This window comes from Pontibacter fetidus, assembly GCF_010119545.1.
Taxonomy (GTDB): Bacteria; Bacteroidota; Bacteroidia; order Cytophagales; family Hymenobacteraceae; genus Pontibacter; species Pontibacter fetidus.
Window position 1 is genome coordinate 24,942 of the sequence record NZ_JAAEAA010000029.1, and the last position, 14,374, is coordinate 39,315.

The 14,374-nt window shown below is 46.2% G+C and carries 9 protein-coding genes; 3 read left to right on the top strand and 6 right to left on the bottom strand.

Annotated elements, in window-relative coordinates:
- Window positions 1-70 precede the first annotated feature (70 nt).
- From GWO68_RS16630 to uvrA, 5 genes are all read right to left on the bottom strand, one after another.
- A complete protein-coding gene (locus tag GWO68_RS16630; protein ID WP_162347601.1) occupies window positions 71-4,873 on the bottom strand; it encodes a hypothetical protein in 4,803 nt (1,600 codons plus the stop codon).
- 21 nt (window positions 4,874-4,894) lie between these two features.
- A complete protein-coding gene (prmA, locus tag GWO68_RS16635; RefSeq protein WP_162347602.1) occupies window positions 4,895-5,725 on the bottom strand; it encodes a 50S ribosomal protein L11 methyltransferase in 831 nt (276 codons plus the stop codon).
- Between the two features lie 8 nt (window positions 5,726-5,733).
- Window positions 5,734-6,090, bottom strand: coding sequence for a DUF6150 family protein (locus GWO68_RS16640; RefSeq protein ID WP_202923793.1), 357 nt, complete (start codon window positions 6,088-6,090; stop codon window positions 5,734-5,736).
- 93 nt (window positions 6,091-6,183) lie between these two features.
- Window positions 6,184-6,945 carry a triose-phosphate isomerase gene (tpiA, locus tag GWO68_RS16645; RefSeq protein ID WP_162347603.1) on the bottom strand — a complete coding sequence of 254 codons (762 nt, stop codon included), beginning with the start codon at window positions 6,943-6,945 and terminating at the stop codon, window positions 6,184-6,186.
- Between the two features lie 333 nt (window positions 6,946-7,278).
- Window positions 7,279-10,086 carry an excinuclease ABC subunit UvrA gene (gene uvrA / locus GWO68_RS16650; RefSeq protein WP_162347604.1) on the bottom strand — a complete coding sequence of 936 codons (2,808 nt, stop codon included), beginning with the start codon at window positions 10,084-10,086 and terminating at the stop codon, window positions 7,279-7,281.
- Between the two features lie 765 nt (window positions 10,087-10,851).
- Between uvrA and GWO68_RS16655 the strand changes: the two genes are divergently transcribed.
- A complete protein-coding gene (locus GWO68_RS16655) occupies window positions 10,852-11,658 on the top strand; it encodes a T9SS type A sorting domain-containing protein (protein ID WP_162347605.1) in 807 nt (268 codons plus the stop codon).
- Between the two features lie 103 nt (window positions 11,659-11,761).
- Window positions 11,762-11,884: a 30S ribosomal protein THX gene (locus GWO68_RS16660; RefSeq protein WP_162347606.1), complete on the top strand. Its 123-nt coding sequence runs from the start codon at window positions 11,762-11,764 to the stop codon at window positions 11,882-11,884.
- A gap of 64 nt (window positions 11,885-11,948) precedes the next feature.
- Here GWO68_RS16660 and GWO68_RS16665 read toward each other — a convergent pair whose 3' ends face one another.
- The gene (locus GWO68_RS16665; RefSeq protein WP_162347607.1) at window positions 11,949-13,220 is read right to left on the bottom strand and encodes an MFS transporter; all 1,272 of its coding nucleotides are present in this window, start codon (window positions 13,218-13,220) and stop codon (window positions 11,949-11,951) included.
- A gap of 496 nt (window positions 13,221-13,716) precedes the next feature.
- Between GWO68_RS16665 and GWO68_RS16670 the strand changes: the two genes are divergently transcribed.
- Window positions 13,717-14,055, top strand: coding sequence for a hypothetical protein (locus tag GWO68_RS16670; protein ID WP_162347608.1), 339 nt, complete (start codon window positions 13,717-13,719; stop codon window positions 14,053-14,055).
- Window positions 14,056-14,374: the final 319 nt, after the last annotated feature.

Below are 14,374 nucleotides of genomic sequence, written 5' to 3' on the forward strand. Positions count from 1 at the left end.
CAAATATAGATAAATCTTAATTTAAATCTAAAGTCTTACACCTGATAAATGGTATACGCTATATTTATAGTTACTGGTTACCAGGTCCGGGTTCTCCTTCACCTTCTGTGGCTTCGCCTTTTTTCTTTTTGCGCTTTTTCTCTTTTTTCGGTTGTTCGTCAATTACATCTATACTTTCTGTCGTATCAATTTCCTGTTGTTGGGTAACAACTTTAAAGCCGGTTTTGCCATCCAGGTAGTTTTTACTAAAGTGCTCCAGGAAAATATTCTTATCCATGGTCTCGCCCGGGTAAAAAGCATAGTTGGTGGTAGTGCCACGGCCACGTTTAGACTTTGCTCTTACAGCTTTGTTAAACTTCTCGTTAGATGCTACCAGGTTAAGGCCATTCTCGAAGAAACTGAAGTAATACCAGGTATACTGGTCGGCCTGCAGGTATAGGTTCAGGGTAGGTTCGCCGTTCAGGTCCTGCTTAATTTCGAGGTAACCATCTACCATGGCGTTTATATCCTGCTTTAAAATACTGGCCACTCCTATTTTGCCTGTACTATACCAGCCCTTCTGCTCATTCGACCATTTCAGATCTACTTTGTTAAGTATCAGGCTCCGGATAAGCGATTTATCCAGTTTTGGCAGCGATACAGCTTCGGTACCCGCCTTGCTTATATAGTTACGCACACCACGGTCGCCGATAAATTCGCCCAGCTTATAGTATGTTGCATCGCTGCCATCTAACGCCTCAGGAGCACTTTGCGTATTTTCTTCCAGGTTTTCGGCCATGGCTACCAGTGCTGGCTCCGGCATTTCCATATCAAAAGCCAGGAAGGTATCCAGGTTATAGCTGCTGCTGTCTACGTTGGCCGTCCCGTTTCCGGAGGCTTCTACCTTAAAGTTGCGCGACGATTTGAGCAGGTTTAGTTTACCCTCGAAATGCAGCGCATTTGTGGCCTCGCTATAGCTAAGTACGTTGCCCTGGTATGCGTTGGAATTGGCACGCTCATCCCGCTCAATTTTAAACTCCTTGTTGGCTTTGTTGTAAGAAATAGAACCATCTACCTGGAATAGGTCTAGGTCATCCTCATTCTGTTTTTTAGATACAAAGGTGTTGTATAGTTTGGCTGTAGCCGCCGACACGTGAATACCAGTATGGAGCGGTGTACCATCGGCAGCTTTCGCTTTGTGGATCGGAATTCTTACGTTAGTCGGGTTTAGGGTGTCTTTTTTATAAGAGAACCAGTCAGCGTCGGCTTCGTTACCGGTAAAGTTAAGTTTCAGTTCGCCGTCAAAATCGAGGTATGGCTTGGTAGCATGCATCAGTGCCGTTCCCCTAAACATGATCCGCGGGAAAATATAAAACTTGTCTTTCTCTTCTATAGTTGATGTTGCAAAAGAGTAGATCGGTTTGCGCTTACCCTGTGGGTTATCGAATTTAAAATCAGTAAAATGTAATCGGAAAGAATCCTGCGCCGCATTCAGGTAATCTAAGTATGCCGAACCGCTCAATAATTTACGGGCTTTTACATCTATGTTACCTTTGTAAAACTTATGGTATTGCTGCGCAGAGTCGGCCAGCACGCGGGAGTTACGCAACGTACGAATGGTGGCATCTGCAGAAACTACTACTTTACCACTATCTGGCAGCACATACATATCGGCAACGGCAATGTAAGGCACGCCACCGGCAAGTATCGTATTCTTTTTCAGGTCGTACACGCCGCTGCCTGCCATAAAGTTAAGCGAGTCCTGTTCAGGGTGCATAGAGTAAAAGTAGTTCTTGCCGCCTTTTTCGTCGGCTTTAAGGGTGATGCGTTCGGTGTTAAAATCCCAGCGGGCACTGCGCATACTTGTTTTATACTGCGCCCTTGGGAACTCTATACTTGCCGCCCCTACTTTTTCAATACCAAAATCTACGGTACCTTTAGTCATGTCGTAGTTAAACTCCACGCCCTGGGCTTTAATTGCGGGCCTCACCTGCACATCCGACTTGGCAATCATCTGCGAGTTGTTACCTGAGAAGCTACGCTGCTTAAACAAGAACTCCGGCGAGGTAACGTTGGCCACCGGGTTATCGAGCTCGCCGCTGCCATACATACCGCCCGGCGATAGTTTGGCTACGCCTTTAAACTTATACTTCTCTTTATAGATCTGCATCGGCTCTTTGTTGGTATGCAGGTACATCGAGTCTACTTTTGGCTGCCAGTTCATGCTGAAATTTTTCAGCTCTGCCACAGGAAACTCGGTGCCGTTCAGTTTCTCTTCTTTTATAGTTGCCTTTGCCCCTTTATCGGTTTTAACAGCATCCATGTAATAGGTATACTCAGGCGCTTCAAAAGTACCGGTCAGGTAGGTCAGGGTTCCTTTGCTTTGTATACCTTTCGAGCTCATCATAATGGTATCGTAAGCTATACCTTTGCCTCCAAATGCCGGCAGGCCTTTTGCCGATGGCTGGTAATAAAAGCCCAGCGTTTCGTCGGGCATCATAATCAGTTTGGTCTTGATATCCGGAAATATACCGCCAGAATGGAACGTACCATCAAACCCGATCGCCCCTTTACCCGAACTCAAACTATCCAACTTAAACGGTGGCATATCGAAGTATACCGTACTGTCGTAAGCGCCACCCAACACATCAGGCCTGTTAAACGTTACCTGGGCACCAACCGGGGCGTCAAATTTCGGGTACTCGGCATAATACTCTTTACCCGATTTATTGTCTGGTTTGTTGATGTATAGTTTACCCGTCAGGTTACCCGAGCGGCTGGTCAGTACCTGGTTCGATACTTCGCCTTTGGATGATTTACGTTTTTTAGTAACCAGGGCTATCGTGTCCAGTTTCTGCATATCGATCATGAACTTGTCGTAATCGAACTTGAACTGGGTGCCTTTAAAAGCTAGGCGGCTGGCAAACACCTGGCCACCAAACTCGATGTTACGGTTATCCAGGATGCGAACAATGCTGCTGTCCGGCACCATGTACACGCTGGCTGTATCGTTGTTAAAGGTTATTCTTTCCACCCCACGTACTTCCAGTTTGTTATTATCCATGTTCAGAGTGGCGTTGCGGCCCGATGGCACTACCGAACGGATCACGATATGGTCGTAGTCGCGTTTCTTTTTAGAGGCCTCTACATACAGCCATGCTTTTTTCTTCAGAGCGATGTAGCCTGTGCTGTTATCAAAATCCAGGAAGCCTTCGCGGGAAAGGTTATGCGCTCCCTGCCGGATAGCCTGCTCGTTTATCTTGTTATACTTGGATACATCGGCCGCATAAAACTCGTTTTTCTTAGCTTTCTGGGCATAAGCTACCAAGGCCTGCAACGGGTGGAAGGTGGCCACACCCACCAACTGCTGATACCGGTTATTGGAATAATACTCCGTAGACTCGAGCTGCACAGGTATGATGGTTTTGGTATTAAGCACCGAGAAGTTGATGTTCGGGGTGTTCAGATCCCAGAAAACGCGCTCCGCTACAATTTCCATTTCGTGGTAGGTGTCGTAGAAAGGCGTGCGACTGAAAGGGCCTTTGTCTTTGGTAAGTGTAAGTTGGTTTTGAGGTTTCGAATAGCTCAACTGCACAGCTACATGCGAAATAGAATCCTCTTTCTGATAGATAGAAACTGCTGCTTGCGATGCAACTATAACCGAGTCATTTAAAGTATAGTTAAGCGCGCGCGAACTGAATTTACGTTTGCCACCATCCACTACCGTGATCTCAGAAAGGCTGCCATCCAAAGCGCGGCTACCGATCAGGTCGCCGGCCAGCGCAAACCCGCCTCTGTATTTAATTTTTTCGCCTAAGCTTTTAACCTGGGCATCGTTGGTAAAGGACACAAAACGCGGAAACATTTTTTCACCTTTTGCACCACGCTTCTGGCTTCTGAACTCAAAAGCCCCCTCTACCGGAGCAGCTAAAACAGCGTTGTAAGTAAGCGTAACATCGGGTGCTTTAAAGCCGGCAAAAGATGTATCAAAATTATACTTCCGAAGTATAGCCGATGCCTCGCTGCCACCTGCCTCCCAATCGTAAGAACCGCCTTCGCCCACAAAAATGCCTTTGGCCAGCATCAGTTGGCCACTTGTTTTCTGGATAGCAGTAGAGTCGTAGTTGGTAGCAATGGCGATGTCCACGTTTTCCAGCTTCAGGGTTGGGCCCGATACTTGTGGCTGTGCCGGTATAAACTGCTGCTTCAGGTTATCCTTGCGGCGCTGGGCAGCTTTTTTAGCATCTTCTTTTTTCTGCGCTTCTGATTTAGGCTTTACTACCGGCGTACCCCAGCCGTCGTCTACAGATTCGGAGCTGGAGCCGGCTTCATCGTCCCAGGAGATATTATCCCACTCGCTGGAGCTTTCGGCTTTCTCGTCTTCTTTTTTACTGGTTACCCCTTCGTAAGCAAAACTAAAATTACCGCCCGTGGCATATAGTCTATAGTTGGTCTTCTGAAAAATGCGGCCTGTAGTTAAGTATAGGTTGCTTGTATTCAGGAAAGTACCGGCATTGGCCAGGTCTTCGTTATCAATCGTTTTTTCAACTACATCCAACATACTGGTAAGGCTGCTACTGCGCAGGTTATGCTTGTTTACACCGGCTACCAGCATGGCATAAAAATCGGAGAAGTGCGGGTTAGAACGCATCTTTTTACGATACATTTTCTGCGATATCTCGACTACCTGCTCTTTCTGCTTGTCGGTAAGTTTGCCGCTGTTCCAGATTTCTTCCAATCCGGCATTCAGTTCGGCAGCATTTGCTACTTTGCCAACTACCATCAGGTTTTTGGCTTCGGTAATAAACTCGGCTGGTTTGTTAGAAAATTTGCTTTGTGCCTGCGCTACAAAGGATGTCAGTAAAAATAAAAAGGGTAGAAGTTTGTACCTCATAGCAGTACCGGTTAATAAGTGTTAGCTGTTTTTAAAGATCGCAGAAACCCAGTTGTTTTTCACGCGGTGCGACAGGTAGGTTAGCCCCAGTTCGGTAGCCCGCTCCTGCAGCATCGGGAGGTCTTCGGTATAAAATCCGCTCAGTAGCAAGTAGCCTTCCGGCTTCAACACAGCTACATAAGCAGGCATATCTTCGAGTAAAACGTTGCGGTTGATGTTGGCAAGTATAATGTCGTATGGTTGGTCACCGGCTATAGTTTCAGCACCGCCTAAACGCACATCTATAGTTTCGTAACCATTCAGTTCAGCATTTTCGCGGGCATTTTCTACGGTCCAGTCTTCAATCTCAACAGCTACTATCTCTTTCGCCCCTAGTTCGCCAGCCATTATAGCAAGTATACCTGTACCACAACCCATGTCCAGTACGCGCTTGTTCTGGTGGTCCAGGGTCAGCTGGTTTTCTATCATCAGCGTGGTGGTTTCGTGGTGGCCCGTACCAAACGACATTTTCGGATTGATCACGATATCGTACTTGGCGTTAGCAGGTTTCTCGTGGAACGATGCCCGCACCGATACCTGATCGCCTATAAAAAGCGGCTCGAAATTGCGTTCCCATTCTTCGTTCCAGTTCTGGCGCGCTATTTTTTTTGTAGTATAGGTCAGCTGCACCATATCGGCGTAGCGGGCTATAGTTTCTTCCAGCGCCTGCTGGTTATACTTGTCTTCGTCAATGTAAGCACTAAAGCCATTTTCGTTCTCCACAAAGGCATCAAAGCCCAGCTCTCCCAGCTCGGCGGTTAGTATGTCCGCAAATTCAGCGTTTACTTCTAAGGTTACTTCTATAAAATCCATGGTATGTGTTATTCGCGGCAAGTGGCAAACGAGCGCACTGTGGTAAAATGCACGGTTATATCGGCCAGGTTACGGTTATCGGTTACGTACAAAATGTGATCTGCAAATGCCTTGTTAGGTGTAAGATACCAAACAGCCGTAGCATCCGCAAAAAGTTTGTTGCTCTCGCGGTATACAACCATATCGGCAAAGGCTTCTTCTTCGCCCAGGAAAACCGTGTAGGCAGCATCGTTTTTATAACGGGCATCACGCTCCAGGTACACCGAACCGTATATGCGGCAATGGTCCTTACCTACCGGCTGCGCAGAAGCACCAGTCTTAAAAAAAGGCAAAAGCGCCAGCCAGAAAGTAAATAGTACAGGCATAGTTCACATTTTATTCAAAGATAACGATTTACGGCAACAAAAAGGCTGCCAACACAATGTATCGGCAGCCTTTCTGGTTCAAAAATATAATTCTTAGAACGATTTAATGATATCGGCAAAATCTCTGGACTTAAGTGACGCCCCACCAATCAGGCCTCCATCCACATCAGGCTGCGAGAATAGTTCTTTGGCATTGCCCGGGTTACAGCTACCGCCATACAGGATAGAACAGTTAAAAGCAGCTTCGGCATCAAACATTTTAGAAAGCTGCTCACGGATATACGCGTGCATTTCCTGTGCCTGCTGGCTGCTGGCTGTGCGGCCTGTACCAATCGCCCAGATCGGCTCATAGGCTACCACTACCTGGTCAAACTCTTCATTGCTCAGGTAAGAAAGGCTATCGTGTAGTTGCTTGCCTACATACTCAAAGTGGTTCTCCGCATCGCGCTCTTCCAAAGGTTCGCCGCAGCAGAAAATTGGTCTTAAACCCTGTGCTATAGTTGCTTTCAGTTTTTTGTAAAGTGTCTGGGCATCTTCGTGGTGGTACATGCGGCGCTCGCTGTGGCCGATGATCACATATTCCGTACCAACCGACTTCAGCATACTTGCCGACACCTCACCGGTATAAGCACCGCTTTCATGCTCGCTTACGTTCTGAGCTGCCAAATGCATCAGGTCGTTGCCTTGGGTCAGTTTGCCTACGCTTTGCAGGAACGGGAAAGGTGGTGCCACGATCACGGTTACATCACCGGTTACTTCGTCTTTCACCATGTTATCGATCTCCGACACAAGCGACAGCGCTTCTTCATAGGTCTTGTTCATTTTCCAGTTGCCGGCAACAATTCGTTTTCTCATGTTTTATAGTTTGATAATGAAATTATAGTTGGTTTATCAGCTTCCGCTGCTTTACGGCAAGTTAGTAATTTATGGTTTATCCCAACCCTGCCCTCCCCTAAAAACAGGGGAGGGAGCTAAAATTTCAGACTAAAAAGCTCAATTAATTTATAATGAGCAAAGAACACCCTCTCCTGTTTTCAGGAGGGGTACAACTATAAAACTATAACCCTGAACTATAGCAAAGGCCAAATTCTGAAAATCTAACCTAATCTCATAAATCCTGATTCAGACAAACAAAAAAGCCGCAGCAACTATAGCGTTACTGCGGCTTCCAAAATTTTATAGCTCCAACTATAGTTTATCCTTCAAGAAACGGGCAGTATGGTTGTCTTCCAGTTTGGCCATGTCTTCCGGGGTACCTTCAAATAACAAGTGCCCGCCGTTTATACCACCTTCCGGGCCGAGGTCTATAATCCAGTCTGCGGATTTAATGATATCCATGTTGTGCTCGATGATGACAACGGTGTTACCGTTCTCTATCAATGCATTAATGGATGTTAGCAGTTTACTGATGTCATGAAAGTGAAGGCCGGTACTTGGCTCATCGAAAATAAACAAGATATCCTCCTGGTGCGGCTGTGCCCCTTTGGTTAAGAAAGATGCCAGTTTTACACGTTGCGCCTCGCCACCCGACAACGTATTGCTCGACTGACCCAACCGGATATAACCCAATCCAACATCATTCAGCGGTTTCATTTTTTCAATGATCTTTGGCTGGTCGGCAAAAAAGTCGATGCTGTCGGCAATGGTCATGTCCAGCACTTCGGCTATACTTTTCTCTTTGTACTTGATGTCCAGTACATCCTGCTTAAAGCGATTCCCGTGGCAGCTTTCGCAGGTTAGGTAGATATCAGCCATAAACTGCATTTCTATCTTTACCTGCCCCTCGCCCTGGCAAACTTCGCACCGACCACCTTCGATGTTAAACGAAAAGTGCGACGGTTTAAACCCACGTGCTTTAGCTAAGTGCTGATCAGCGTACAACGTCCGGATTGCATCATAAGCCTTTACATACGTTACGGGGTTAGAGCGCGACGATTTACCGATCGGATTCTGGTCTACAAATTCTACATGCTTAATCTTGTTATAGTCGCCGGCCAGTTTATCGAATTTACCAGTTGCCTCTGATGTTGCGCCATGCAGCTTTTGCATGGCTGGGGCCAGTATCTTTTTGATCAGCGTTGATTTACCTGAACCACTTACCCCCGTTACTACGGTCATCACACCCAACGGCACCTTCACGCTCAGGTTTTTAAGGTTGTTCTCGCGGGCACCAATAATCTCAACAGCGTTGCGCCATTTGCGGCGCTGGCTTGGGACTGGCACTTCCATGCGGCCACTCAGGTATTTGGCAGTGTAGGTATCGCCTTGTTTGGTCAGCTCATCCAGTGTGCCCTGAAACATCAGGTTACCGCCACCCGAGCCTGCCTCCGGTCCAATATCGATGAGTTGGTCAGCAGCGCGCATCATTTCTTCTTCGTGCTCTACAACTATAACGGTGTTGCCCAGTTGCTGCAATGTGCGCAATACGCCTATCAATTGCTCAGAGTCTTTCGGGTGCAGGCCTATACTTGGCTCATCCAGAATGTACATAGACCCAACCAATGCACTGCCCAGCGAGGTAGCCAGGTTTATGCGCTGGCTCTCGCCACCAGAAAGTGTATTAGATAATCTATTGAGTGTTAAATACCCCAAGCCTACACGTTGCAGATAACCTAAGCGGTTCGTTACTTCGGTTACAAGTCTGTCGGCCACACTGCGTTCGTGCTCCGTAAGTTCTATAGTTTCGAAAAAAGGCAGCACCTGCGTGATCGGCATCAGTACCAAATCGGTTATGCTTTTGCCATTTACTTTTACATAGCTGGCATCTTTACGTAACCGCGAACCTTTGCAATCGGGGCAGGTGGTGCGGCCACGGTAGCGCGACAGCATTACGCGGTATTGTATCTTATGTGTCTGGGTTTGCAGGTGCCTGAAAAAGTCGTTCAGTCCTTCAAAATATTTATTACCCGTCCAGAGCAGTTCCTGTTCAGCTTCTGAAAGCTCGTTGTAAGGGCGATGGATCGGGAAATCGAAGCGGATACCGTTTTTTATCAGTGGCTGCAGCCATTCGTTCATTTTATCTGAACGCCAGGGCGCGATGGCTCCTTCATACACGGTCAGGCTTTTGTCAGGTATAACCAGGTCGGGGTCAATGCCCAGCACGGAACCAAAACCTTCGCAGGTCTGGCAGGCACCGTATGGGTTGTTAAAACTGAAGAAGTTGACTGACGGCTCTTCAAATACCATCCCGTCCAGCTCAAACTTATCTGAGAAAACACGCTCCTGCTCATCGCCATACTTTACGCGGCACTCGCCATGTCCTTCGTAAAAAGCAGTCTGCACTGAGTCGGCAATTCGAAACTGCAGGTCTTCGTCGGCTTGGTAAATAACGGCGCGGTCTATCAGGATGTATACTTCTTTGCCCAGCTTCGGATTTTTCTGCTCCAGCAGTTCTTCAATAAAGTAAACTTCGCCGTTGGCATAAATTCGGGAATATCCCTTCTGTAAGAGCAGGTCCAGTTCTTTAGCCAAGGTGCGGTCTTTCTGTTGCTGCAGCGGTGCCAGTATCATAACACGGGCTTCATCTTCCAGCGAGAAAATAAAGTTCACCACATCTGTTACCGTGTCTTTCTTAACTACCTCCCCAGAAATGGGCGAAATAGTTTTGCCGATGCGTGCATACAACAGCTTCAGGTAATCGTAAATTTCTGTGCTGGTACCTACCGTAGACCGGTTGTTTTTTATACTTACTTTTTGCTCGATGGCGATGGCCGGGCTGATACCTTTAATGTAATCCACATCCGGTTTATCCATACGACCCAGGAACTGGCGGGCATACGAGCTTAAGCTTTCCACGTACATGCGCTGTCCTTCGGCATATAATGTATCAAAAGCAAGTGATGATTTACCTGAACCGGAAAGGCCTGTAACAACTATAAATTGGTTGCGTGGCAGGGCTACGCTTAGGTTTTTAAGGTTATGCACCCGTGCACCTTTTATAATTATATTCTGACGCGCGTCTAACTCGTCGAGGTTATAGTTGGGAGTTATTGCCATAGTAGCACCGACTTTAAGGGCAGCAAAAACCTGCTGCAAAGCCTTTTTCTTTCTTTATATAATTGTGTAAAGTTACAAATACCCTCCTTCTTTTAGAAGTAGTTTATCTGGTATGCGCTGTCCTATAGTTTAATTGGCGCCTTATTCTTAAAAATGCAGCGTTAAACTTGGCTAAAGCATCTTTTTGTAACAGCAGCAAGCACAAAAAGGTTTAGCTTTCTGCAATTATACACTAGCACTTATCCAACTGGCTGTTAGCTAAATTTGCATTCAATTTCCTGAAAAACATGATTATAGTTTTAACGGGAAAGTATTGCAATCGTACACTTGTATATAGCCGCTGCATATGTATGGCTGCCGCAGGCTGTATCCGGAATTGTACTACAAATGCCGTTACTGCCTGCACGTACCAAAACAGGTTTTTGCCCACCTGACTGCACGCGCAATCAACCTCCCTCTACCCCGGCCTTTGCGCCACACCCGCCGCAAGGCTACTATACTTTGTTACCCATTTTTTGCCGGGTATGCAGCTGATGCTATGTGAGACTGAACCAAAATACCCACGCTATGAAAAATAAGTTTACATTACCAATTATAATTTCCTGCCTGTTTTTGCTTGCTTTAATTCCACTCAAAGTTCTAGGACAGCCTACACAAATAGGACAGAGAGATTGTTTTTATATCCCTGACAATGAGTGCTATGCAGTAGGATATGTAAGTGTAACGCCTCGTCCGCCCCAGGAAGGGGGTCCACAAAATGACCAATTGGATGTAGAATTATTTTTTCAGGATATCTGTGGAGTTGTTTCTGATATAACAATCAATCAAGTGCAAGGCAGACCTATCGTAATCCCAGACGGAGAAATTACTGCTGAACTTCAAACCATTTCTTTTCAAGTAAATGCGAGTTCATTTAAGGACGGGCTTTTAAAAGTTACGATTGGGCTTGGAGGTAATGACGCTGATGTTGTTGATTTATATTTCGACGAATCATTGGATTGCGGCATAATCACACCTCTACCCGTAGAACTTACCAGGTTTGAAGGCAAAGCAACGGAAAGTGGTATAGCGTTGGAATGGGCTACTGTCAGCGAACTTAACAACAGCCACTTTGAAATAGAGCGCAGCACCGATGGCGAAAGGTATACAAGTATAGCTAGGCAGCAAGGCCATGGCACAACCTCAACACCGGCAACCTATAACTACACCGACAAGCTGCCAAAGAACGGCACAAACTATTACCGCCTGAAACAGGTTGATTACGACAATACCTATAGTTACACCAAAACGCTGGCAATAAAATGGCAGGCCGGCGATGCCATACAGCTAGCAATGGTACCAAATCCTTGCCGCAACGGCGATTGCAAAATAGCGCTTACTAACGCAGCCGACCGCAAAACCCTGTTACAACTAAAAGACATGGCCGGTCGGGTAATTTATTCGAAAACTGTTACCAGCGATAGTCACCTGTTTGAGCTGCCACTTAACGAGCTAGGCAAGTATAAAGGGCTCTACTTTTTGTCGGCAACTACAGATGGGCAGGTAATACACCAACGCATTTTGCTGGAGTAAGCTCTACAGACTATAGTTTAAACAACTGGGTTAGTAAAGGTTATAACCTGCGGCCATACCTTATCCGTATGAGGGTAGATCAACTAAACTAACCAAACAACTTATGGGAAAAGGAGATAAAAAATCCAGGAAAGGTAAAATTGCCAAAGGCACTTACGGCAACAGGCGCCCACACAAAAGCAACAAAGCTGCCACTACTTCCGAAAAGCAAAACGCTGAAAAGTAAACAGCTCATAAAACACCAATGCCACCACAGCTTTGTGGTGGCATTGGTGTTTTATGCTTTTAACTTAAGCTGTAGTTGGCTCCAGATCCAGGTTACGTAATTTGTCCGCTTTTAAGGCAGTTACTCCTACTACACCGAGGGTTATCAGTCCGCCCAGCACTACAGAAGGCACTGCACCCAGCAACTTGGCCATGGCCCCGGCCCTGAATGCCCCGATCTCGTTAGAGGAGCCTACAAAAATACTGTTAACCGATGATACCCTACCTTTCATATACTCCGGGGTAAGGGTATGGATAAGCGTAGAACGGATGATGACACTGATGCTATCGAAAGCGCCACTGAGTATAAGCATCACCAGCGAGAACCAGAAATTGGTAGACACTCCGAACAAAATAAGGCTTACACCAAAACCAGCCACACACCAAAGCATTTTTTTACCAGCCTGCACCGTTATCGGGTAATATGCCATCCAGACGGCCATAATTACGGAGCCAACTGCCGGGGCTGCACGCAAAAATCCAAGTCCCTGTGGGCCTGTTTTCAGGATATCGGAAGCAAAAATGGGCAGCAACGCTACAGCACCGCCAAACAATACGGCAAACATATCCAGCGAAATGGCATTCAGTATAACCTGGTTGCCAAACACGAACTTTATTCCCGACTTCAGGCTTTCTTTCAGGTTCTGAGGGTTAATGTTTTCCGGTAACGGCTTGGCTGCTATCAGCGCAAAAGAAAGCAGCGAGAGAAATACAAGTATAGCATCAGTAGCATAAGCGGCTGTAATGCCATAAAACCCATATACCAACCCACCTATGGCCGGGCCAACCAGCGACGCAGCCTGCCAGGTAGTGCTGCTCCAGGTAATAGCGTTTGCGTATAGTTGCTTGCCGGTTACCAGTTGCGGCATAAACGAAAACACGGCTGGGTTCATAAAGCCACGCGCAATACCACTTATAAATATGATCACGTAAATAGGCAACACCCCAAACAGCGCAATTGTATTACTTATAGCCAGGGTAAAGTATAGCAAAGCCGCAGAACAGAGCATCAGTACCGAAACTACTACCATAATGATCTTTTTACGTGGCACCATATCAGCTAAATAACCAGCATAAAGCGACACAACTATAGATGGTATAGCTTCGGCAAGCCCGATCAACCCGAGCGAGAAAGGGTCTTTTGTGATGTCGTAGATTTGCCAGCCAACTATAACGGCCTGTATTTGCATGGCCAGCGTAATGCACAACCTTGCCGAAATGTATAGCCTGAACTCAGGCAACCTAAGCACCGCGTAGGGGTCATGTTTTATAGTTTCCGGGCCCTTCTTCTCTTTCATATTTACTTCTTAAACCTATTGTACTATACCTGGCATCCTGGGTATAAACCACAAAGGTAAGCAGCAGCAACTTGCATTTAGCTTTTGCAGGTAGTTTTATTAGAGCCGGATAGCAGCTTTTGACCAGGCACCGTAATAGGCAAACCAGCATAAACTGCCAGCAACCTGCGCCATAACACTAACTTACTAATTAACAACACCTTACCTTAAACTTTATTAGAAACATAGATTTTTATCAACAATACCGCAACACTCCGGTTATCTAAGAAGTATAACTTTTTATAGAGCGGGCCTTTTTTTCCTCAGCAATGGCACCCGTTCTTTTATCTGTGCGCCCACATCGCATTTCTGTTAAGATCTTGTTAAAAACAGCGCACACATGTGATCATATTATTAACAATGCCTTTATGGTTTAACTGGTATGCTCTGGTCTCGTACCTTGTGGAGCAAGGAAGCATACGCATTACTTATTTTTTTACTCTTAGATATTGACACTATGGAATTACTGGACATCAAAAATTTATTGGGAAACATTGAGAAGAAGGTGTACCAGCAGGAAATTACGACAAGTACAGACGTAACCACGCTGATAAATGCAGAAATTGCCAAAGCTATAAACTTACAGAACGGCCTTGCAAACAATACACCCGACGACGCTTTAAAAAATGTATCCTGCACTACCCTTGAGTGCTATCTGGACCACCTGAAAGCCCTGGAGAAAAAACTACAGACGCCATGCGATATTTCGGCGCAGTGCAAGCCAGTGGAAGAACGAGAGATTAACCGCAGAATTTTACTTATACTTAACCGTTTAAAGAAATATAGCCGGGAATAGAACTTTACAAAACGAATACTGCCAGAAAACCTTCGCCAGGCCTAAAACCCGGCGAAGGTTTTTTGTTGCGCTATAGTTTGATTTACCTCACACCAGCCCTCTCCTAAAAAAGGAGAGGGAGTTTTTGCTTTTGCTGTAGTTGACTTTGTAGTTCTATAGTTGCTGCTGGTCATCCCCCTGCCCCCTTCAAAGGGCAGGGCCGTTAAGTTCTAGCAAATTCTCCCCTTGAGGGGAGCGCAGAGGGGTGTTTGTATTAGCGGGTGAATTTAAAACTGGCTAACAATTGGCTTTTTGGTCCTGAATAACACCCCTATAATCC

Bases quoted from the DNA above. Each gene is read 5' to 3' on its own strand.
- GWO68_RS16670 (WP_162347608.1), top strand. From the start codon at position 13,717: ATGGAATTACTGGACATCAAAAATTTATTGGGAAACATTGAGAAGAAG.
- GWO68_RS16640 (WP_202923793.1), bottom strand. From the start codon at position 6,090: ATGCCTGTACTATTTACTTTCTGGCTGGCGCTTTTGCCTTTTTTTAAG.
- prmA (WP_162347602.1), bottom strand. From the start codon at position 5,725: ATGGATTTTATAGAAGTAACCTTAGAAGTAAACGCTGAATTTGCGGAC.
- uvrA (WP_162347604.1), bottom strand. From the start codon at position 10,086: ATGGCAATAACTCCCAACTATAACCTCGACGAGTTAGACGCGCGTCAG.
- GWO68_RS16630 (WP_162347601.1), bottom strand. From the start codon at position 4,873: ATGAGGTACAAACTTCTACCCTTTTTATTTTTACTGACATCCTTTGTA.
- GWO68_RS16660 (WP_162347606.1), top strand. From the start codon at position 11,762: ATGGGAAAAGGAGATAAAAAATCCAGGAAAGGTAAAATTGCCAAAGGC.
- GWO68_RS16665 (WP_162347607.1), bottom strand. From the start codon at position 13,220: ATGAAAGAGAAGAAGGGCCCGGAAACTATAAAACATGACCCCTACGCG.
- tpiA (WP_162347603.1), bottom strand. From the start codon at position 6,945: ATGAGAAAACGAATTGTTGCCGGCAACTGGAAAATGAACAAGACCTAT.